The sequence below is a fragment of the Rothia uropygioeca genome, assembly GCF_004136585.1.
Taxonomy (GTDB): Bacteria; Actinomycetota; Actinomycetes; order Actinomycetales; family Micrococcaceae; genus Rothia.
This window is the reverse complement of sequence record NZ_NOIR01000001.1, coordinates 185,591-206,769: the sequence shown is the minus strand read 5'-3', so window position 1 is coordinate 206,769 and position 21,179 is coordinate 185,591. Positions and strand designations below refer to the sequence as shown.

The following is a 21,179-nucleotide window of genomic DNA, read 5'->3' as shown; positions in this document are numbered from 1 at the left end:
TCATGAGCGAGAAAACACGCAAGAAGACCCTCGGGTTCTTCACTCGACTCCTCGAAGACGTGAGCCCGCAAGAGCGGTACACATCCGCCTTGGAGCAGATCGACGCCGCGGAACGTCTGGGATTCCACAGCGCATGGGTTGCCCAACATCATTTCCACGAGAACGAAGGCGGGTTGCCCTCGCCGTTAGTCCTGCTTTCTGCCGCGGCGGAACGGACCGCCCGCATTCACCTGGCTACGGGCGTCATCACACTGCCCATGGAAGATCCCGTTCGGGTCGCGGAAGACGCCGCCGTGGTGGACGCTCTGTCCGGCGGAAGGCTCCAGATCGGCCTGGGCTCGGGCGGAAATCCGCGTTCCTTCCCGGCGTTCGGACGGTCCTTCGAAGACAGAGGCGAGATCTTCGCTTCCCATCTCGAGACTTTGGAAACCTTGTGGCGAGGGGGAGAGATCGACGGCGGAAACAGGCTGTACCCCGCCGCGCCCGGACTTCTCGACCGTTTGTGGCAGGCGAGTTTCGGCTCTTTCGGGGCGGGTATCGCAGGTTCCCGAGGGGACGGGCTCATGCTCTCCCGAACTCAGCCCCGGCCAGGCAGAACGGATGCGCCGCTGAGTGAGATTCAGGTGCCGGTGGTCGAGACGTACCTCGCCGAACTTCCCCAAGGCACGGCTCCTCGCGTCATGGCTTCTCGGACGGCCATCGCGGTGGACAAGGAAAACCGTTCGGATTTGGTCCGCCGAACGGCAGAAAAACTTCGCCGCGGGGAAGCCGATCGCCTGGTGGGGTATGACACCTCGGGCCTTTCCGATGAGGAACTCCTGATTGCCACGGACACTTACCTCGGCACTCCGGATGAGATCGTGGCACGCCTTCGGGACGACGTCGTCGTCCGGGATTACGCAACCCAGGTCGCCTTCCAGGTCCATTCCGCGCCGGCGACTCACAAGGAGACCCTGCGCTCACTCGAGCTGCTGGCAACCGAAGTCGCGCCCGCCCTCGGAATCTGAAGTCCTCGGGACGGGCACGGCGTCACTCACCGGATCGGTTCAAGGCCCGCTCCAGGTCGGAAATCAGGTCCTCGACATCCTCGATGCCTACCGAGAGCCGCACGACGTCGCTCGGTGGGGCCTCCGGCGTGCCCCTCGTGGAGCCGTGGGTCATCGTCACCGGATGGGAGATCAGCGATTCAACACCGCCCAGGCTGACGGACAGACCGAAGACGTCCGTGGACTCCGCGACCTTCCGCGCCGCGGTCTCTCCACCTTTGACGCGGAACGATACGATCCCTCCGAACCCTGACATCTGCCGTTTGGCTACAGCGTGACCCGGGTGATCGGCGAGGCCAGGATAATACACGCGCTCCACGCCTTCATGCTCCCGCAGCCACTCGGCGACCGTCTGGGCGTTCTCGCAATGTTGCCGGATCCGAACCCCCAGGGTCTTGAGACCGCGCGCGGTAAGGAACGCATCTTGGGGACCTGCCACCGCACCCCCAGCGAATTGCTGGAATTGCAGGAGATCGGCCAGGGGTTGATCTTCCCACAGTGCATCGCCGACCACGAGGGCTCCGCCCAGCACGTCCGAGTGACCACCGATGTATTTGGTGGTCGAATGCACCACGACGTCGGCGCCCAGCGTCAGCGGATTCTGCAACGCGGGTGAAGCGAAGGTGTTGTCCACAACCAACAACGCGCCTCCGGCATGGGCTGCTTCCGCCCATTCCTGGATATCCACGATGGTCAGCAATGGGTTCGTCGGCGTCTCCAACCAAACAACCCGTGCTTCCGGATCGCACAGAATCCGGTCCCGCACATCGGTCTGTTGAGGCGACACGAAGGTCGTTTCGACTCCCCATCGGGCATACAACTGGCTGAGGAGTCGGTGCGTTCCTCCGTAGGTCTCCGCCCCGGCCACAACTTTGTTCCCCGGTCGCAAGGTCGCACGCAACAGGGCGTCCTCGGCAGCAATCCCTGAAGCGAAAGCGAAGGCGTGTGTACCGTTTTCGACGGCCGCGAGCTGGACCTCCAAAGCACTCCGAGTGGGGTTTCCCCCTCGCGAGTACTCATATCCGCTCTTGAGCGTCTCCACTCCGTCTTGGGTGAAGGTCGACGTCTGGTAAATGGGAGGAATCACGGCGCCGGTGTGAGGGTCCGGTTCCTGGCCCGCGTGAACGGCTGCCGTTCTGAACCCCGGACGGGTCGAATTCACTCGATCGGTTGCGGGTCCCGGCTTGAACTCGGTGGATTCTTCGACTGCAGTCATACCTGAGCAGCCTCCTTCTCTCGCGTGAGAGCCGTCGCCCGGCTCAGGGTCTGGCTGGATGTGGACAAGGAACCGAGCGCTGCGGAGAGATCATCCCAGAGATCGTCGACCTCTTCACGACCCAGCGCCAGCCGAACGGTCTGTTCGGTGATGTCCCCGGCCTCTCTGAGCTCGGGGGTAAGACGACAATGGGTGGTCCACGCGGGATGCGTTGCCATGGATCGAGCGTCGCCCAGGTTGGCAGCGAGCTTGAACAGCTTCAAATTGTCGAAGAATTCCTCCACCTGCGATGTGTTGCCCGCGATGTCGAAGGACAAGACCGCTCCGGTGCCGCGCGGAAAGTCTCGTTCGGCGATGGCCGCATCCGGCGACCCAGGAAGGCTCGGATGCCGGACACGGCACACGCGAGGATGAGTCGCCAGTCGACGCGCGATCTCCTCGGCCACACGGCAATGGCGCTCAACCCGGATGTCGAGGGTCTCGATGCCTTCAAGGGCTTGTTGCGCATTCCACGGAGCCAGGCTCGGGCCCAAGTCGTTGAGCAATTGTGCGCGAACGAGGTGGAGGAACGCTCCGTGATCGCCGTGCCCCTCGACCAGGGATCTGTTCCCGAATCTCCTCCGCGGAGCCGTAAGCTGCGGCCATCGGATGGCGTCCTCGCTCGGGGTCAGCCGGCCGGTGTCGACGATGATTCCCGCAAGCGCCGTTCCATTTCCGGTCAGGTATTTCGTGACGGAATGGACTACGACGTCGGCACCCAATTTCCCGGGCTGCAGGAGATATGGCGTCGCGAGAGTGTTGTCGACGATCAGGGCGGCGCCCGCGGTATGCGCAATGTCCGCGAGCGCGGGGATATCGGGAAGGTCAGCATGCGGGTTTCCGATGGACTCCACGACGAACGCGCGAGTGCGCGCCGTGACGGCATTTTCCCATTCCTCGGGTCGATGCGGGTTGACCCACGTGACCTCGATGCCCGCCTCGGCGAGAGTGTCGTTGAGCAAATCGGCAGTGCCACCGTAAATTCGGTTGGATGCCACCACATGGCCGGCGGGGATCTCCGGGTGGGGCTCGCCGTCCTCGCTCTGACCTGATCGACCGGCCAGGGCAAGAAGGGTGAGCGTTGTTGCCGCTTGGCCGGAAGCGGTGGCGACGGCACCGACGCCCCCTTCGAGTTCCGCGAGCCGACGCTCGAGCAAACCCACCGTAGGACTGCCGGTGCGTGAGTACGTGAATCCGGGTTCTCTCTGGCCGAAGCATTCACGTGCGTCGCGCAACGTCTCGAATTCGTAAGAGGCCGTCAGGTACAAAGGCGGATGCACAGGTCGGGCAGCCGGCGGATTGGCCGTACCCCCGTGCACTTGCACCGTACCGATTCCGGGTGCCGGGTTGTTATCAGCTGACATCGTGATCCCCTCGAAGGCGGGGCGCCGAGTTCGCCTCGTAACGCCGTGCTTGCCGGGGAGCGGTATGCTCCCGACCGGATCTTCATCTGGGGCACCCCATCACAGCGGAAAGGGTTGCCGACCGGCCAGCCAGAGCTTCACAACCGGTACTCGTGATCCTGATTCAGAAACCTACAGCCTTCCCACCAACCTCGAAAGGACATGACGCACGGTTCAGACAGATCGTCATATGAAGGTAATCCACCTGCCGGGAAACGTCATATGACCTGGCGAGACTCCCGTATGATCAGTGCGGACTCCGTGGAATCCGTTCGCGTGCGGACCGAGTTCAGGTCTAGGCGCTCAGCGCGGGGCCGAACACATCGGTAGCGTAACGAGATCCCGGAACGGCCTTGATCAGGGTCCGCGTCGCCTCCTCGCGCGGATTCTCGAAGACCTGCGCCGCGGGGCCCGACTCGATCACCCGGCCATGAGCCATAACCAGCACGTCGTCGGAGATCTGTCGGATCACCGCCAGATCGTGACTGATGAACACGTAGGAGAGCCCCAGACGATCCTGGAGATCGGCAAGTAGGTCAAGAATCTGGGCTTGAACCGAAACGTCCAGTGCCGAGACCGGTTCGTCCAGAATCACCAGTTCGGGGTCAACAGCGAGTGCCCGAGCTATGGAAACACGTTGGCGTTGCCCTCCGGACAGTTCTACCGGCCGACGACTGGCCAATTCCCGAGGCAGGGCCACGAGATCGAGGAGCTCGTTGATTCGTCGTTCGCGCTGTGCACGTGTGCCGATACGGAATCCCCGCAGGGGCTCCCCGATCGACGCGGCCACGGAATACCGGGGGTCGAGCGATGCGCTGGGGTCCTGGTGAACGAACCGGGCGCGCGTCGAGAGCTCTCGGATGTTGCGCTTCGTGCCATCGAACGGCCGACCGAATATCTCCAACCGGCCGGCGTCATACGATTCCAGACCGAGCAGGATCCGGGCCGTCGTCGATTTTCCGGATCCCGATTCCCCGACGATCCCGAGTGTTCGCCCCGGTTCGAGCTCCAGGTCGAGATCGGCCACAGCCTGGACCTTCCTCGCTCCGGAACCGAAGGTCTTGCTCAGCCCCTGAGCTCGTACCACGCTCGAGCTCTCGCCGCGCGGGGCAGGCCCAGTACGCTTCCGCGGCACATCGTGCAATGCCGGCGATGCCTTGAGCAGGCGCCGGGTGTAATCATGCTGAGGTTCGGCGAAAACGCTGGCTGCCGAGCCTTCCTCGACAACACGGCCCTTTTCCATCACCAGGATTCGATCGGCCCGGTCCCGAGCGATTCCGAGATCGTGGGTGATGAGAAGGAGGCCTGCTCCGGCGTCGGAAACTCGCGCCTCCAGCAAGTCCAGGACGTTCTTCTGCGCGGACACGTCGAGGGCGGAGGTCGGCTCGTCGGCGATCACCAGTTGCGGCCCACGCGCTAGTGCGAGTGCGATCAGGACCCGCTGGCGCTGGCCACCGGATAGTTCGTGCGGATAGCGGGAGCCGTGGACCTCGATCTCGAGGCCGACGTCCTCGAGCGCCTTCGCCATCTGTTCCTTGGCCCGATGACGCGAAAGACCGGCTTCGCGCAAGGATTCCGATAGCTGCGAAGTGATCGTGCGTACGGGGTTCAGTCCCGTCCCCGCGTCCTGAGGAACGTAGCCCAGGAGGTCTCCCCGAACACGCTTCCATTGGTTCTCCGAGGCAGACCGCATATCCGAGCCGTGCAGGGATTGCTCAGCGATATCCACGTGGGCGGAGGAAGTCAGCAGTCCGGCCGCTACTGCGGCCGTGGTTGACTTCCCCGAACCGGATTCACCAACCACCGCAAGGGTTTCACCAACAGGGACAGTCAGCGAAACCCCCTCGACCGCGGGGGCCGCGCCGTCGGAGTACCGGACGGTGAGGTCTCGCAGGCTGAGAGCCACGGGGGAATCCGCCGAATCGGTGGCCTCGACGAGGCGTGGATGCACATTCTCTCGATGGGGCAGGGTCATGATGGTCTCCTGGTCTGCAGGGCGTGAGAGATACGGTTGACGGAAACGACGACGGCGGCGATCACCAGTCCCGGAATGACGGTCAACCACCAGGCGCTCGCGAGGTAATCTCTTCCTTCGGAGACCAGTAGCCCCCACTCCGGATTGGGCGGCTGGGTTCCGAATCCCAAGAAGCTCAAGGCGGAAATCGCGAGAATCGCGGCTCCGAATTCGATTGCGGCCAGTGCAAATACCGGGCCGATCGCGTGCGGAAGGATATGGCGGGCCAGGATCTCCGGCGTGCGGATACCGGACATCGATGCCGCCTCGATGAACAAAGAACTCCTCCATCGAAGGACTTCGCCTCGCATAAGTCGCGCGAAAGACGGTATGGACGCCAGCGCCACGGCCACGGCAATGTTGACGGACCCGGCCCCCAGCGCGGCCACGACCGCGAGGGAAAGCAAGAGCGAAGGCACCGACTGCAGGACATCCACGACGCGCATGAGTATGGTGTCGACGACGCTTCCCGCGGTTCCTGCCAACAACCCGAGAAGGGTCCCGACGAAAAAGGCTATGAGGACCGCGATGGCGGTCGTCCCCAAGGACGCCCCGGCTCCTTGGACGACTCGGGAAAACACGTCCCTCCCGAGGTGATCGGTACCGAACCAGTGCTGCATTCCGGGCGGCGACAAGCGAATATCGGGGTCGCCCAGCAACGGGTTCTCGGTGACGAAGACGCTGGGCAGAACCGCCCATGCGAGTGCGACGAGAACGATGAGTCCGGAAACGATGAGTCCGTACGGCGCACGAACCATCGTGGCGGCGAATCGACGATGACGAGTCGCAGGGTTTCCGGGGCGTCGTACCGAACGCGCGGATCCGGAGGGAAGCTCGCTCGTGCTCATGGTCGCGCCTCCTGAATCGATTGGGTCGTGTTGTCGGTTCCCGGCGGACTTGTAACGGATGTGGCGTCCGCGGCGTCGGGATGGGGACCCTTGTGCGAGTCCAGGCTTTGCGAGCCATCGCGTCCTCGTTTGGGTGGATGCCCCGTGGGACGTGTTCGGGGGTCGACCACCGGGTACAACAGGTCGACCACCAGATTCACCACCACGAACACGAGCGCGGAGAAAGCCACAACCCCCAGTACCACGGGCATGTCCTGGCCGGTGACCGATGTTTCCGCGAGACGACCGATGCCGTTGCGCGTGAAGACGGTCTCGACGATCACGGCACCACCCAGAACATTGCCGAGAACGACTCCCGCGATCGACAAAAGGGACACCCCGGCCGGGGGCAGGGCATGCGAGAGAAGAAGACGAAGCCGGCCCAGACCCGCGGCACGATAAGTCGTCATGAATTGCCTGCTCCACGCCTGAGTGAGCGATCGCAGCAATACCTGAGCGATCATCGCCCCAAGGGGCAAAGACAAAGTCACCGCCGGGAGAATCACACCCGCGATACCCTGCGCGCCGATTGCGGGGATTACGCCCAAGCGGAACGAGAACAGTTGAAGCAGGAGCAGTCCGACCCAGAACGTCGGGAGGGACACCCCCAGACTGGGCAGCCCGGACAACAGATTCCGCAACCAGGGGCTCCGGACCCCCACGGCCGCGAGCGCCAGAACGACTCCGCCTGGGATCGCAATAGCCAAGGTCCACGCCGCGAGCTCGACCGTGACCGGAAGTGCCTGGGCGATGGCCGCAGCAACCGGTTGGCCCGTGGTGTAGGACGTTCCGAGATCGCCTCGTACGGCATTGCCGAGCGCTGACAGATATTGAACGACCAGTGGTTGGTCGAACCCGTATTGATGCCGGAGTTCGTCGATTTCCTCCGGGGACGCCGTCGAAAGATCACCTCCCAGAACCGCAGCCACCGAGTCGCCCGGCAAGGCATACAACAGGAGGAAAGCCAGGGTATAGGCCGCCCACAGCACCAGAATGCCGAATCCCAGGCGGCGGAGGATCATCGCGAGCAAGGGGTTCATCGGTCGCCTCCCTGAGACCCGGAGCCCGCGTTGCCGCCGGCGTCATTCAGCCAGGTGTCATACAGGTCGATGCGCGAGGAAGCATCGTATTTGAAGTCCTTGACCCGGGGCCCTGTCGCGATCACACCGGACAGTTCGACGAGCGGAACCGAGTGGGCATCACGTATCAGGGAGGTAACTGCTTGGTCGACGAGCTTCTTCCGTTGCTTCGGGTCCTGGACTCCGACGCTCTGATCGAGGGCCTGGTCCAGCTGTGCCGGATCCCGCTTGTTCCGGTTGGCTCCGTTCGCGTCAAAGACGGTTCGGAGCACGTCCGGGTCGGAGCGCGTGAGGTTCATGAATTCGACGTCGGCTTCCCCGGACTGCGAGGCGGCCTCGGTGTTGGCCACCGTCGTCTGTTCAAGTTTCATTTCGATACCGGTTTCCCTCAGCTGTTGCTGAACGAGCTCCAGGAACGGTGCGGATTGCCAATATTTGACGGTGAAACTGAGGGTTTTCCCGTCCTTCTCCCGCAGTCCGGTCTTGGAGTTCATCGTCCAACCGGCTTCGTCCAGCAGTTTGGCGGCACCGTCCGGATCGTGCTTGAGCAGTCCGGAGAAATCCTGGTAATCAGGCGTTGATCCTGCGAGCACCGAAGTCGCTGGTTCCTGATAGCGCGAAAGCAACGCACGCAGTTGATCGCGGTTGATCGATTTGGTGACGGCCTGGCGCACTCGTTCGTCGGAGAACAACGGCCGGGATTCGTTCATGATGAAGTTGTAGACCACGCCCGGATTAGGCCGGTCGACGATGGTGAAGTTCGAAGCCTGCAGCAGCTCTTCGTCCTGCGGCTGGACAACGGTGTCGACGTCGATCTGACCGGAGGCCAGGCTCCCGTTCCGGACGGTCGATTCCGGAACGATCGACATGTCTATTGCGTCGAGGTAGGCCGGCCCCCTGTGATTCGCCTGCTTCGGAGCCCATCCGTAGTCGTCGAACCGGTCGAGGCGAATGCTCTGTCGCGGGGTGTAGCTCTTCAGCTGGAAGGGACCGGTCCCCACGACCTCGCCCCCGCACCTTTGGTCCGGCGATTTGCCCAGAGTGGAATCCGAGTAGAAGCCCAGGGTCATCGTGGACGTCGCCTGGAGGAACTGCGCGTTCGGCTTATCGAATTTCACGGTGACCGTTCGCTCGTCCGGAGCCTGTACGTCCGAAAGACCGGTGAGATACGTGGAACCCAGACTTGCTTTGGCTCCCAGATCCTGAATCGCCCGAAGATTGTGTTCCACGGACGTGGAGGTGAAATCCGTTCCGTCCTGGAATTTCACACCATCCCGGAGATGGAACGTGAATTCGGTGGAGTCCGGGTTCACGTCCCACGATTCCGCGAGCCATGGTTCCAGTTCTCCGGATTCGGGGTCCTGATAGGTCAGGGAGTCCGTGACCTGTCTCGTCACGTTGAGTGCGACGTTCTGACCGGCTTGTTGCCCGTCCACGCATCCGGGGTCGGCGTCGAAAGCCAATTTCAGCGTCCCACCGGAGACCGGGTTCTTGGCCTGGCCCCCGCCGGTGGTCTCGGATGAGCCGCAACCGGCCAGTACGAATACCGCGCTGATTCCGACGGCAACGGCTCGTGCCAACCGGGCATTCTTCAGCGGGCGGCGGTGAAATGGCGGCATGGAATTCTTCCTGGGTGTCTGCATCGGGAACATCGCTCGAGCGGCGGTGAACGCAATGACCCTTCGAATGTCCAGTGCTCTCCGACGCCGCTCAACAGATACGACAGTCCAGGGCCTCGAAGCGCGAGGCCAGCGCCCAGCTCTGCGAATTTCTGAAAGCAGTCACGATTCAAATCCCTAGTCGTCTCAGGGGGGTCACCGGATAGGCCGGTGCGCCTGAGCCCAGGCTATCGACCCGCATCGCGAGAGTCAGAGGAAAAGAAAGAAACCTTCATCTGAGGTCAGAAAACGCAGTGTTGAAGGTTGCAGGGGCCGCAGGTTCCGCGGCACTTATGTCCGCTTCTGACTATTCCGTCAGCCTGAGCTCTGGTTCAGGCGCAGTTTCCCCTCGAACGGCCGCCTGGAAGGCTTGTCTGCAAGCAAGGATTGCTGGGTGGCCCGCGCGCCCGGTCCTGATGGAGGTGTAGACCATCCGGTGTGCATCCCCGGGAAGTCCGATCAATCGCGTGCCTGCAAGATATTGGCCGCTGAGAAGCGCCGGAATCAACGCGACCGCGTGGCCGGTGCGAACGAGGTGTGCTTGGATCAACGGGTTTCGGGTGTCGAACCGGACCTTGGGTTCGAATCCGGCACTGCGGCAGATCCCGCGGGCCCACTGCCCCGTCGGCTGGTCCGAGGGATCCATGGCCCACGGAGCGTCTTCGAGGTCCCGCACGGTTCGCGGCATCCTGGCCCACGGGCCCGTTCCGGGGATGACAAGGTTCAATGGGTCCCTGATCATGTTGATCCGGTCGATGCCTTCTCGAACCGGCTCGGCGAGGCCTGGATATTCCTCCCCAATGATCACGTCGAATTCGTGGGACATGAGGCCTTCGTACGCCTCGCCCACTTCCCTCTGGGTGATTTCGACCGTCAGCCGGGGGTGCCGTTCATTGAGAATGTCCAGAGCCGCCGAAGCAACCGTCATCACCGCCGTTTGGAACGAACCGATACGCAGTGTTCCGCGCACCTCGGAGTGAGTTCCGGCGAGCTCGGATTCGGCGAGTTCCATCTGCGCGAGGATTTCATCGGCGTGCCTCACCAGGTTCTCCGCCTCGGCGGTCAGTCGGACCCCGCGCCCCACATGCTCCAGGAGTACGACGCCGGCTTCCCGCTCGAGCAGAGACAACTGCTGGGACACGGCCGAAGGCGTGTACGACATGGACTTCGCAACATGCGCGAGAGTGCCCCTCCGGTGCAATTCGCGAAGCATGCGAAGTCGTTGGAGATTCAGCACTGCCTTCTCTTCCTGAATTTACGGAGGCCGTCGGCCCTGCTGTCGTTCACGGTTCCGAGACCGGCAATGAGTTTATTTATTCTTACCGGTTCTGGTTAGATACATTCGCTAGACTACCCATTCCCTGAGGCCTCATGCTTGTAACGGCCCATTCCGCGAAAAATTCAGCGGTGTGGGCGTCGTGATGAGACTCGAGCCTTCAGGAGGTGACCCGTGAGCACCATGAACAATGGACCCGTAACCGGCGTGACGCCGGCCGTCGTGGCGACCGGTTCCATGCCCACTGTGAATCCAGGACCGGACACTACGCGCGGCATGGCCCCAGGGATTCTGTTCGTCATTGGTTCGTGCACATCCCTCCAGCTCGGGGCTGCGATTGCAACGCAGCTGTTCCCTCGGTTGGGCCCGTGGGGCCTGACATCGCTGCGCATGCTTTTCGCCGCGGTCATCCTGTTGCTCATCACCCGACCACGAATTGCAGGATGGACTGGTAAGCAGTGGCGATCGGTCATGTTTTTCGGGCTCGCCCTGGCTGGGATGAACGGTTTCTTCTACGCAGGGATCGCACGCATTCCTTTGGGAGCAGGAGTTGCGATCGAATTCCTCGGACCTTTGGCCCTGGCCGCCGTCCTCTCGCGCAAGGTCGTCGATTTCCTGTGGGTTCTTCTGGCACTGGCCGGCATGGCCGTACTGGGTATCGAGAGTGTGACGAGCGCGAACGCTGCCCTGGATCCACTTGGCGTCCTGTTCGTTCTCATCGCGGGCGCATTCTGGGCCGTCTACGTTTTGACGAGCGCCCAGGTGGGGCGGACTGTTCCGGGAACGGGCGGCCTCGCCGTTGCGATTGCCGTAGCCGCTGTTGTTCTGGCGCCAGTCGGGGGCCCCTCCGCTGTGCTGGCCTTCGGAGATCTCCCTTTGCTGGCTCTGGCGGCATTGGTGGCGTTGCTGTCTTCGGTCATCCCGTATTCACTCGAGCTCAAGGCTCTTCGTCGTCTCCCGAACGCGACCTTCAGTATCCTCTTGAGCCTGGAACCCGCGTTCGCTGCCCTCTTCGGTTTTCTTCTTCTTCACCAGATCGTGGGACCTCTCCGACTTCTCGCGATTGTCCTGGTCATCCTCGCCTCGATGGGCACCACATTGTCTTCCACGAAAATTCGCATTCCTGGATCCAAACGCCGCCGTGAGAGGAAAGTCGAACGAGTGACCGCGAGCTGACACCACAATTGACCTAGAGGTCTAGCCTCGAGATATGAGGACTTTTGTCTACGACGATGATTGCGGCCCCTGCGTTCCGGCTGCCCGATTCCTGGATGCCCGCACGCGGGACCGTCTCGACGTGGTGCCTTTTTCTCGGGTTCAATCAGAGCTGACGGATGCCGAGGCCGAGAGGTTCCTCGCAGAAGCGGTTTATCTCGAGGGCCCCGACCCCTCGGATAGCGCCTTTCTCCCACAGGGCCGGAAATTCTGGGGCCACGAAGCCGTCGGCAAAGCTATGCTCGCTTCCGCTCATGGAATCGATCGACTGGCGGGGCGCATAATCCTTGCTCCCGGGTTCTCGATTCCGGCTCGTTGGTTCTACGCCTGGTTTTCGGCGAACCGGTGGCGTTTCGGGGGAAATTCGTGCAGCATCGACGGGCACACCACGAGCTCACGGAAACGGCAGTGATCACGAAGCCCGCGGACGAGCCCGAACAATGCTCCTCCATGGGGAGATTTTTTTCTGATGCGCAGGGTCCCGCTTCTGCAGGTAAAGGTCTTGGCGCCGGGCCTCACTCCGTGAACCAGCCATCGTCACGATCATGGTTGTTGCGTCCGTCCACCGAATAATCCGCAGTCACCGGCTTTAGGGGCAGTTTCTTGATTGCCGCGCCCTCATGAGGCGAATACGCAAATCTTCGTCTGTTGCGGCTATGCCCATTGCCATGGCAAGCCCGTACGCGGCGTCGAGAACAGCTCGGTCCGCAGAAGCCGTTGCACCGTAGGCGGCGAACGCCTTGTTGTGATTGACCGCGCCGTGGACTTCGTACCCGATCTGGGGATGAATGCTCGGCAGAACTTGGGAAACATTGCCCATATCCGTTGATGCGATTGCTTTGTCGAGTATCGGGACATCGCGGCCCCGATCCAGAAGCGCAGAAACATAGGCTTGGGATAGATCCGGATCTTGTCTGAGGTCTGCGAAGGTGTTGCCTTGCGGTTCGATGTTGATCTCACAATCGGTAGCAATAGCTCCGGCTCGGAGACACTTCTCGACGCGGTCTTTGATGATCTCGAGATCCTGGCTGAGTGGCGAACGCATTTCGACTGAGATCTGGGCGCACTCGGGGATGATATTGACGGCATCGCCACCCTTTTCGACAATCAAAGAAACGACGGAATCAGGGGGAAGTTGCTGACGGGCTACAGCGATAGCTGTTTGCGCTATATGTACAGCATCCAGGGCATTGACGCCCGACGACGGTGCGCTGGCAGCATGGGCGGCTACACCTCGGTAGGAAACGACCCAGGCGGACAGCGCCATCGACGAGCAACCAGCCGCATCTTGAGCGGATGCATGTGCCATTGCCGCGGCATGCGCATTCTCAAAGAATCCCTGTTCAATGAGGTCGATCTTGCCCCCGTGCGTCTCTTCGGCTGGCGTGCCAAGGACCTGGACGGTGAGGTCCAACTCCTCTGCCAGTCGCGACAAGGCGATGGCCGCGCCCAGAGCTGATGCTGCATTGACGTTGTGCCCACAAGCGTGACCGATGTGAGGAAGCGCGTCGTATTCGATACATAGAGCGACTGTGAAATCACCGGACCCGGACGTAGCACTCAGTGCAGTCGGAGCGTCAGGTTGCCTTCCGTCCACATCGAATCCTGCATCACGCAAAATGACTCTGGTCCGTTCTGCCGCACGGTACTCCTCACCGCTGAGTTCCGGGTCGGCATGCAGAGCATGACTATAAGCAAGCAATGTATCGCGCCAGACTTCGAGAGTATGCGATACCGATTCAGCAAGAGTGCGTCGTTGAGAACGGACTGGTGTATTAGCGTCGCTCATGACATGACCTCCGAGACTGTCCGATGTTGTAGGGGATAGCGAGACCCTGCGACTGCCGCGATGAGAGACGCCAAGCAGAGGGAGAGCCAAATAAGGGTCAACCCGGTCGATGAGATGGTGCCACTACCGGTGACAGTGGCAGAGGAAATCATCTTGATGACAGCCGCTCCTACAGCGATACCTACGGAAAGTGCCAGCTCATTGAGTCCTGCAGCGGCCGCGGTCTGGTCGGCCGGAACACCCTCGACGGATAACGACCGCGTTGCAGCCTGATACACGCCCAGCGCGACGTTGAACAGGCAAAATCCGACGATGTAGACGATAAGGCTATGTACCCCGACCATCATCACCACGAAACTGGAAGCCAGAATCATTCCGGCCAAGGTCAATACACTACGTTCGGACCGTCGATTCATGAGCGGAGCCGATGCAACAGAAGCGACAAAAGAAAGCAGCGAAGTAGCGGCCAACAGAACAGCAATGAGCATAGGAGAGAAGCTAAATCCGTACCCGGCAACAGAATATTCCGAACTGAGAAAAATTCCATTCGTACCGAAGTAGCTGATGGAGGCAAACCCGAAGAAAAAGGTTGCCACCGATACGCTGCGCAGAGAGCGTCTGCGAATTAGCCGCAGGTCAATGAAACGTTGTTTTCTTTCACTGGGCCGTGAATCGAGATAACCCCAGAAGGTTAACAATCCTATTCCGGCCACAAGAAGGGAAAGAGTCCTCCAATCCATCCACCCGAAGTCAGGCCCCAGGGAGAGGCCAGCAATAGTCATTACAAGGCCCAATAGACAGCTACTCATCGACGTTGCGGCGATGGACTCACGCGTTGCCGTTCCTGCGTCCGGGACAAAGAATGAGCAGACAAGGGTAGCCAACGCGAATGGAACCCCTACCCAGAAACCATGCAAAGGGTTGGCCATCCCCAGGACTCCCGCGATAAGGCCTCCGACACCGATCATGATCATGAGTGTCCCGACGAGATAGCTCACCCCAGTGCGAACCACATCGGGGTAAGTACTCCGAAGGATACCCATCATGAGCGGAATAAAACCGACCACTCCGGCAATGAGGATGATGCCGATGATGACGGTAAGCAACGAGGGGATCAAAGCCATGAGTAGAACCCCGACCGCAACCATGAGCGAACTGGCCCGCAGCACGGAACGGTAACCGTAGCTGTCACCAAGCCGTGAGATAAGTGGGGTGAGGACCGCGAAGGAGACATTGGAGAGGAGGAACAGGCCATTCACCTCAGGGGCGTTAACGTCAAATACCGACCCGAGCGCTGGAAGAATGGGATTCAAATAACCCTGAACAACCCCGCTCGTCGATTCGACGATGACCATGAGTGCAAGCACTCCGACAACTCCGCGTTGGGCAGAGGATGTTGCCATCTGTGGGGACCGTTGCGGCTGTACGCAGCTGCGTGGGCCGGCTTCGCGAGGTATTGAGTCCATGTCTGACTACTTTCGAGGGTCAATTTTTGATCGCTCATTGCAGGCTATATCCCAGATCACAGTAGGGTTGAAAATGGCGGGAATCTTCCAAAAATGCACGCTCGATTAAGGAAAACGCCCATGATGGATGAAACCGATCTAGCGATCGTCAGCGCCCTCGAAGTCCAACCACGGGCAGATTTTGAGACCTTGGCAGAGGTGCTCGGTTACTCCCCGGCCACGATTGCGCGACGCTGGGAAGGGCTGACTCAAACAGGAGAAGCGTGGGTCACGGTCTCTCCCGGATACAGGCACCACGAAGAAGGGTGGTCTGCATTTATCAGTATCGAGGCAGATGCGGGAGACCAGGAGGAGCTGGCTGAGCGTCTATGTGCCGAGCCGAGCTTCGCATCCGTGCTTCTGCTATCCGGGGAAGGTCAGTTTCTTCTTGATTGCTTTGCGGCCTCAGCCCATGACCTCATGCATCTGCTCACTCGTGATCTCCCTTCGATGCCGGGAGTGGTTCGCCGCAAGATCGATCCCATCACCAAAATATATCGTTTTGGTAGCCAATGGCGTTCGGGCGTACTTGATGAGCCCGAACAACAAGCTCTTATGCGAACGCATGCGCGGGCTCCAACCGGTCGGCAACCGGACGGTATCGATATAAAGATTCTTGAAGAACTCTCCGCTGACGGCCGGCTCGCTTGGCAAAAGATCGCGGATAGCGTGGGAATATCTGCTCAGACAGCGAAGCGACGCGTTACACAGATGATGAGTACGGGGTCGATGGAGTTCCGATGCGATACCTCAACACGGGAGAACCTAGGGTTACAAGAAGTCATCGTCAACTGGTCGGTCCCTAGCGACGCGGTCGATGCGGTAGGCGCGCACTTAGCTGCTGACCCCATGTGCCGCGTTTCAGCGCAAGTGTTCGGGGCCGCGAATCTTACTGCAACACTGTGGATTCATAGCTACGACCAAGTGCAAGATCATGAGGCAAAAGTGGTAGCCATAGCCCCTCGGGCAACTGTTGCCGATCGTCACGTTGTGTTGCGTTCCTACAAGCGGATGGGTCAAATTCTCAATGAAGACGGAAGCCGCAATAGCACGGTCCCCATTACGTGGTGGTCAACGAAGTAGCTGGCAAGCACACTGCCGTTTCTTCTGACCCCCCCCCCCCCCGGACAAGGCCATGCATGGACTCACACCCACTCAGGCTCGGGCACCAGGAGCGGTGCTCCATTCCCAACCGCAATTGAGATTCCATCTCCGCGTTGAAGGGAGCAAAGAGGCCTTCGTTCTAGTCGGTTTCAGGACCCGCGTCCCGCTGATATACGAAGGTCCGAACCAGTCCATCGAGCAGTTCGAGCAGAACCTGGACAAGGCGGCAACCCATCGATTGCTTGCTATCTCCAATGTCGACCCGGCGGGAGCGTTGTCGGTAACCGGCAACATCTCTGAGCACCGTACCGAAGGGAGCGAATTGGACTACTGGCATGCTGTAGCCACATCGCAACCAGCGCCAGAAGGATTCGACCGCCTGGACGTCCCCGCCGGATTGTGGGTCGTATTCGAGACTCAGGGAACATCCCCCAAGGTTCTCCAATATCTGTAGTCCGACGCGGCCACGGAATGGTTCCCGGCCAACCCGTACCGGTGGGCACAAGGGCCTGAGATGCTCAGCGTCCAGATGAGCGCCGACGGGTCGCAGGTCAGCGGGCAGCTGTGGGTGCCTATAGAACAGGAGTGACGGGATAGTCGCGTAGCCCACAAACGGGCTACGCGAACTCCTCCGCAAACCTCGCTCCGGGAGCTTTTACCCTGCGGCACCCGTCCGTGACCACTTGTTCCGTACTCCGAAGAATTTCTGAGAGGGGGAGTCGAAGAGCCGTAGCGGTACAGGCCTCAGCTCCGGACCGACGTCGCGGCGTGCACACACCTTCCTGCTACGTAGGTGCTCACCACTGATTGCTTCAGCAGCGCAGACGGATCGGGCGCAAAAGGATCCACGTCCAGGACTACGAAGTTCGCCGGGAGTCCGGGGCGCAGCCGTCCCCCTTCGATGCCTGAAGCGTCTGCACTTCCCGCGGTGAGAGCGGTCAGAGCCTGCTCCGGTGTGAAGACGCGCTCCGGGTGGTATGGCGGCAGGGACGGGTCGATCGCGGACCCGCCCGTCAGGGCGATGTACAGGTTCGATAGGGGTTGATGCGGAGCGGTTGGTGCATCTGTTCCCAGCGCCATGGGCACCCCTGCCTCGCGTAACTTCTGCCACGGGAAGCCCGTCTCGGCGCGAGAGTCCCCGAGCACTGCCTTCCAATTCCTCAGCACAGCCGGATCACAGTGCACAGGCTGCATCGAAGCTGTCACACCCAGAGCGGCCATTCGAGAGATGGTCTCGTCCGCGACCGATTCCAGGTGCTCTATCCGATGCCGTCGAGCAGGTGGCCCGTTCACCGCGGCGCAGTGCTCCACTACATCCAGTGCGATCTGACTGGTGCGGTCGCCAATGGCGTGCATTGCCAATTGCAGCCCTTCCGCGTCAGCCTCTTCCGCGACGGGCAGTAACTCTTCAAGACCCCAGATCGGATCGGCGTTGGTACCGTCTGCGTAAGGCCAGCGCATGGGCGCTGTGCAGGCATCGATCACGCCGTCCAGGATGAATTTCACCCCTGAGATGCGCAACCAGCCGTCCTCGCCCGAACCCGCAACATCCTCACGTACTGCCGCAACATGCGACACGGCAGCCAGGTCCTGTTCCAATGACCCCGAAGGCTCCAACAGGTAATGCGCCGAGACCGGGAACGGCAATCGACCGTCCCTGTCGATGATCGCGCGCAGTGCCGACAGTTGGGCGTCGTTCATCGACATGTCCGTAGCACCCGTGACACCGGACCCGAGATATGACGTGAACGCCCGGTCCAGAGAACGGATACGATCTTCCGGCGTGACCACGGAGGCCAGGAAGCTCCAGACATAGCGCGTGCAAGCAGTCTCATAGAGCATGCCGGTCGCGCGCCCGAATTCGTCCCGAGCGATCTCGCCACCGACAGGATCCGGAGTGGAATCGTCGATGCCCATCTCTGCCAGTGCAGCAGAGTTGACCCACGCGGAGTGCAAGTCATTCGCGTCGAGGTAGACCGGCACATCCGGGAGAACGGCGTCGAGCATCGCGGCGGTGGGTCGCTCAGCGCCCACCGCATCGAAAAGCCAGCCGATGCCCAGTACGCGTGACGCCCTGGGATCGGCGGCGCGCGCCGCGACGAGCGCCTGCAGGATCTGCTTCAGACTGGAGCAGTCTCGCAGTTGGACCTTTGCCAATGACTCCCCGAAGCTGTCCAGGTGTGTATGGGCATCGATGATGCCGGGGGCCACAAAACGGCCGTCCAGGTCCACTTCCTCGGCACCTGGACCTGCCACTGCGCGCACGGCGTCCGACGGCCCGACCGCGAGGATCAATCCGTCCCGCACGGCCAGTGCATCGGGGGTTTCCTGATCAGGAGATTTTTCGGGACCCTCTGCGGTGAAGACGGTCGCGTGGTGGTAAATGGTGGTCGTCACGGTGCTCCTGGGGATGTGAGGCGGTTGGTCTGGCACAGTCTGATTCATCGGTGGTGTTTGAGCGGCTGGCCGATGCCGAGCTCGTCGATCATCTGGGTGTCTGGGATGGGCTCGGAGAACTTCAGCGCGGGGACGGGGCGACGAAAACCATGGGTCTTGGCAACCAGGATGCCAAAGCCCACAAGGATCCAGATCCCGCCGATGGCCCAGGTCAACGAATTGAGCGAAACCCAAAGCCACACGCTCAAGCCGAACCCTATGAGCGGGACGAGGCCGAAGCGCAGCAGTTCCAATGCGGTCGCGCGTCGTGGTCGACCGCCGCGGGGGAAGAGATAAGTCCGGATGACACAGAGATTCACGAGGGCGAATGCAGCTATCGCACCGAAGCTGATCATGTACGCGGCTTGGTCCAGGGAGAGAACCAGCGACAACAGAGCGACGACGGAGACGGCTGCGGCGGCGACCACCGGAGTGCCGCGGCGTTTGGAAAGGAAGCCGAGTGGCCTGGGCAGGATGCCGTCCCGGCCCATGGCGTAGAGAATACGGGAGACCGCGACTTGGCCGGCTAGGCCGGAACCGAAACAGCCTGCCACGGTGATGATGAGAAAGACTACGGTGAGAGGTTCTCCGCCTACGTGGCTGAAGAGCACCATGCCTGCGGCATCGAGCAGCTCCTGGGAGGCCTGGGACCAGTCGTCCAGGTGGTATGCGCGGGCGCCGCACCAGGCGACGAGGAGGAAGATCAGCCCGCCGAGAATCGTAGTGAGCATGATGGCACGCGGTATGTCCCTGCGAGCGTTTTTTGCCTCCTCGGAGAGCGTGGATACGGCGTCGAAGCCGAGGAAGGACAGGGCAAGCACGCCGGCGCCGGTGAAGACCGGGTTGTAGTCCGAGCTACTGGGGATGAACGGATCCATCAGAGCCGGTGCGGTCGGGTCCGCCAGGGCAGTCTTGATGGCCAGAACCGCGAAGACCATCACGGCAGCCAGCGAGACCACCACGATGACGGAGTTGAGCTTGCCCACAATGGAGATGCCGAGGACGTTGAATACAAATACGAGGATCAGTGCGACCAGGATGAAGACCCAATGCGGTACCGAGGGGAACTGCGTGCCGATGTACAGCCCAAGTATGAGGAAGTTGATCATCGGTATGAAGAGGTAGTCCAGCATCAGGGTCCAGCCCGCGAGGAAGCCCAGTCCTCCGCCGAAGGACTGCTGGACGTAGGTGTACGCCGAACCCGCGACGGGGTATCGGCGCACCATGGCCGCGTAGGAACTGGCCGTGAAGAGCATGACGATGACGGCGACCAGATAGGAGGCCACAAGGTGGCCCTCCGTGAGTTGATTGACGATGCCATACGTTGTGAACACGGTTCCGACGGCCATGTAGGACAGCCCAAACAAAGTCAGGCTCATGGTGCCGAGGGTGCGCTTCAAGTGGGGAGGCTGCGGCTGTTTCACGGGGCTCCTGATGGGGCGGGTCGCGACGCCAATTGGTCATCGCCGCAAACGAACTAAGTTCGTTTAATTCCCCAACAATATAGCATCACCGTGTTTCACGTCACTGCTTTGTGCTGATGAGTTAGGGACTCACCATCACCAACCCCTGAGGCCTTGACTGCCAATGTGGCAGCGGATTCAAGGCCGCACGCGGCCTGGCCGGCCCCACTCGAATCCCTGGCCGTAGGATTCCATGCACTGTGTTGCATCACGAAACCCTTGGGACACTTTGTCTGAGGCCGTCGAGCCCCAGCGTCCACTGCTTTTCCAGCTACGGACAGGTACTAGCGGTGAAGCTCATTTTGCTGAGGAATATTTGTTGGCTTCCTGCGCCCGTTTTGCTCCAGAATTCGAGGGTCACCGACGTAGTGGGTTGCGTGTACTGAACCAAGCTTCGCGAGTTCGTGTTGTCAGACCTGAGATCACCGCGGTTGCGGTTCGGCCCCAGAGGCGACGTTGGGGTTCCGGAGCCGCTGACGCCGGAAGCATTGGTGATGATGGGAGAACCGGAGACGGCTACCTGGTCCAGGTAATTCGACTGATCGAAGTCCGCGAGAGTGAACTTCAAATTGCTGACGGGGCGATCGAATGTGATGTTTAGGATCTGCCGGGCTGCATAGCCAATCGGCCCCCTCTGGATGAGTTCTATACCGTCGGTTGCGAGGTCACCTGCACCGTTGTATCCCAGTTGGTTCTGCTGCCCGGCCACCGCGAGGTTCTGCACCGCGCTGATGATCTTGCCGCCGGTCGCCGACGCTGTGAACGAGACATTGACCGTTGGTTTTACCGGCCCGGTAGGCGAAGAGGGCGTGATCGTGGGATTGAATTTTCCCGTAGCGGAGGTCGAGCTGGAACGTGTGATGGTGCTGGTGCTGAGCACTGGCTGGTAAGCGACATCCTGGCATATGGATGCGGCATAAGCTGGCACGGTACTCGCGGCAGCGATGACCGGCGCAGACCACGCAGCGCCTCGGACGATAGTTCTCCGGGAGATATTGTTTGCAGGCATGGTTCCCCTGAATGGTTCGTAAGGCTAAAAATAGCGACGG

Annotated in this window: 17 protein-coding genes and 1 riboswitch; of the genes, 5 read left to right on the top strand and 12 right to left on the bottom strand. The window is 61.1% G+C overall.

All coding sequences use genetic code 11. From position 1 onward, the window contains the following. Positions 1-2: 2 nt before the first annotated feature. The gene (locus tag EWR20_RS00910; protein ID WP_129358336.1) at positions 3-1,007 is read left to right on the top strand and encodes a putative FMN-dependent luciferase-like monooxygenase; all 1,005 of its coding nucleotides are present in this window, start codon (positions 3-5) and stop codon (positions 1,005-1,007) included. 22 nt (positions 1,008-1,029) lie between these two features. Here the strand turns inward: EWR20_RS00910 and EWR20_RS00905 are convergent, their stop codons facing one another. The 7 genes from EWR20_RS00905 to EWR20_RS00875 form a co-directional block, all read right to left on the bottom strand. Next, positions 1,030-2,262, bottom strand: coding sequence for a cystathionine gamma-synthase (locus tag EWR20_RS00905; RefSeq protein ID WP_129358335.1), 1,233 nt, complete (start codon positions 2,260-2,262; stop codon positions 1,030-1,032). After that, a complete protein-coding gene (locus tag EWR20_RS00900; protein ID WP_129358334.1) occupies positions 2,259-3,665 on the bottom strand; it encodes an O-acetylhomoserine aminocarboxypropyltransferase/cysteine synthase family protein in 1,407 nt (468 codons plus the stop codon). The genes EWR20_RS00905 and EWR20_RS00900 overlap by 4 nt, the downstream gene beginning before the upstream one ends. A gap of 40 nt (positions 3,666-3,705) precedes the next feature. Continuing rightward, a riboswitch (SAM riboswitch) is annotated at positions 3,706-3,823 on the bottom strand. Positions 3,824-3,999: 176 nt separating this feature from the next. Then, the gene (locus tag EWR20_RS00895) at positions 4,000-5,679 is read right to left on the bottom strand and encodes a dipeptide ABC transporter ATP-binding protein (RefSeq protein ID WP_129358333.1); all 1,680 of its coding nucleotides are present in this window, start codon (positions 5,677-5,679) and stop codon (positions 4,000-4,002) included. After that, positions 5,676-6,566, bottom strand: coding sequence for an ABC transporter permease (locus EWR20_RS00890; protein WP_129358332.1), 891 nt, complete (start codon positions 6,564-6,566; stop codon positions 5,676-5,678). Before EWR20_RS00890 ends, EWR20_RS00895 begins: the two co-directional genes overlap by 4 nt. Then, positions 6,563-7,645 (bottom strand): ABC transporter permease, encoded by a 1,083-nt coding sequence (locus tag EWR20_RS00885; RefSeq protein ID WP_129358331.1) that lies wholly within the window; start codon positions 7,643-7,645, stop codon positions 6,563-6,565. Before EWR20_RS00885 ends, EWR20_RS00890 begins: the two co-directional genes overlap by 4 nt. Further along, complete coding sequence (locus EWR20_RS00880; RefSeq protein WP_129358330.1) at positions 7,642-9,303, bottom strand: ABC transporter substrate-binding protein; 1,662 nt, start codon at positions 9,301-9,303, stop codon at positions 7,642-7,644. Before EWR20_RS00880 ends, EWR20_RS00885 begins: the two co-directional genes overlap by 4 nt. Positions 9,304-9,649: 346 nt before the next feature. Next, a complete protein-coding gene (locus EWR20_RS00875; protein WP_129358329.1) occupies positions 9,650-10,579 on the bottom strand; it encodes a LysR family transcriptional regulator in 930 nt (309 codons plus the stop codon). Positions 10,580-10,801: 222 nt separating this feature from the next. Between EWR20_RS00875 and EWR20_RS00870 the strand changes: the two genes are divergently transcribed. Further along, a complete protein-coding gene (locus EWR20_RS00870; protein WP_238147564.1) occupies positions 10,802-11,794 on the top strand; it encodes an EamA family transporter in 993 nt (330 codons plus the stop codon). 34 nt (positions 11,795-11,828) lie between these two features. Further along, entirely contained in the window at positions 11,829-12,245 is a 417-nt protein-coding gene (locus EWR20_RS00865; RefSeq protein WP_129358328.1) for a DCC1-like thiol-disulfide oxidoreductase family protein, read from the top strand. A 177-nt stretch (positions 12,246-12,422) separates the two neighbouring features. On the opposite strand, the gene EWR20_RS00860 is transcribed toward EWR20_RS00865, so the two are convergent. Together EWR20_RS00860 and EWR20_RS00855 are read right to left on the bottom strand one after the other, a co-directional pair. Beyond that, complete coding sequence (locus EWR20_RS00860; RefSeq protein WP_129358327.1) at positions 12,423-13,622, bottom strand: amidohydrolase; 1,200 nt, start codon at positions 13,620-13,622, stop codon at positions 12,423-12,425. Continuing rightward, positions 13,619-15,025, bottom strand: coding sequence for an MFS transporter (locus EWR20_RS00855; RefSeq protein WP_165000911.1), 1,407 nt, complete (start codon positions 15,023-15,025; stop codon positions 13,619-13,621). The genes EWR20_RS00860 and EWR20_RS00855 overlap by 4 nt, the downstream gene beginning before the upstream one ends. A gap of 183 nt (positions 15,026-15,208) precedes the next feature. On the opposite strand from EWR20_RS00855, the gene EWR20_RS00850 reads away from it, so the two are divergent. Next, complete coding sequence (locus tag EWR20_RS00850; RefSeq protein ID WP_165000949.1) at positions 15,209-16,210, top strand: Lrp/AsnC family transcriptional regulator; 1,002 nt, start codon at positions 15,209-15,211, stop codon at positions 16,208-16,210. A 94-nt stretch (positions 16,211-16,304) separates the two neighbouring features. After that, positions 16,305-16,685, top strand: a complete 381-nt coding sequence (locus EWR20_RS00845; protein WP_238147499.1) for a GyrI-like domain-containing protein — start codon at positions 16,305-16,307, stop codon at positions 16,683-16,685. Between the two features lie 290 nt (positions 16,686-16,975). Here EWR20_RS00845 and EWR20_RS00840 read toward each other — a convergent pair whose 3' ends face one another. From EWR20_RS00840 to EWR20_RS00830, 3 genes are all read right to left on the bottom strand, one after another. Next, entirely contained in the window at positions 16,976-18,628 is a 1,653-nt protein-coding gene (locus EWR20_RS00840; protein ID WP_238147498.1) for an amidohydrolase, read from the bottom strand. Positions 18,629-18,672: 44 nt separating this feature from the next. Continuing rightward, the gene (locus EWR20_RS00835) at positions 18,673-20,091 is read right to left on the bottom strand and encodes an APC family permease (protein ID WP_366150729.1); all 1,419 of its coding nucleotides are present in this window, start codon (positions 20,089-20,091) and stop codon (positions 18,673-18,675) included. A gap of 310 nt (positions 20,092-20,401) precedes the next feature. Further along, positions 20,402-21,139, bottom strand: a complete 738-nt coding sequence (locus EWR20_RS00830) for a hypothetical protein (protein ID WP_129358323.1) — start codon at positions 21,137-21,139, stop codon at positions 20,402-20,404. Positions 21,140-21,179: the final 40 nt, after the last annotated feature.

Coding starts and splice junctions, on each gene's coding strand:
- EWR20_RS00910 (WP_129358336.1), top strand. CDS start 3: ATGAGCGAGAAAACACGCAAGAAGACCCTCGGGTTCTTCACTCGACTC.
- EWR20_RS00905 (WP_129358335.1), bottom strand. CDS start 2,262: ATGACTGCAGTCGAAGAATCCACCGAGTTCAAGCCGGGACCCGCAACC.
- EWR20_RS00900 (WP_129358334.1), bottom strand. CDS start 3,665: ATGTCAGCTGATAACAACCCGGCACCCGGAATCGGTACGGTGCAAGTG.
- EWR20_RS00895 (WP_129358333.1), bottom strand. CDS start 5,679: ATGACCCTGCCCCATCGAGAGAATGTGCATCCACGCCTCGTCGAGGCC.
- EWR20_RS00890 (WP_129358332.1), bottom strand. CDS start 6,566: ATGAGCACGAGCGAGCTTCCCTCCGGATCCGCGCGTTCGGTACGACGC.
- EWR20_RS00885 (WP_129358331.1), bottom strand. CDS start 7,645: ATGAACCCCTTGCTCGCGATGATCCTCCGCCGCCTGGGATTCGGCATT.
- EWR20_RS00880 (WP_129358330.1), bottom strand. CDS start 9,303: ATGCCGCCATTTCACCGCCGCCCGCTGAAGAATGCCCGGTTGGCACGA.
- EWR20_RS00870 (WP_238147564.1), top strand. CDS start 10,802: ATGAACAATGGACCCGTAACCGGCGTGACGCCGGCCGTCGTGGCGACC.
- EWR20_RS00865 (WP_129358328.1), top strand. CDS start 11,829: ATGAGGACTTTTGTCTACGACGATGATTGCGGCCCCTGCGTTCCGGCT.
- EWR20_RS00860 (WP_129358327.1), bottom strand. CDS start 13,622: ATGAGCGACGCTAATACACCAGTCCGTTCTCAACGACGCACTCTTGCT.
- EWR20_RS00855 (WP_165000911.1), bottom strand. CDS start 15,025: ATGGCAACATCCTCTGCCCAACGCGGAGTTGTCGGAGTGCTTGCACTC.
- EWR20_RS00850 (WP_165000949.1), top strand. CDS start 15,209: ATGATGGATGAAACCGATCTAGCGATCGTCAGCGCCCTCGAAGTCCAA.
- EWR20_RS00830 (WP_129358323.1), bottom strand. CDS start 21,139: ATGCCTGCAAACAATATCTCCCGGAGAACTATCGTCCGAGGCGCTGCG.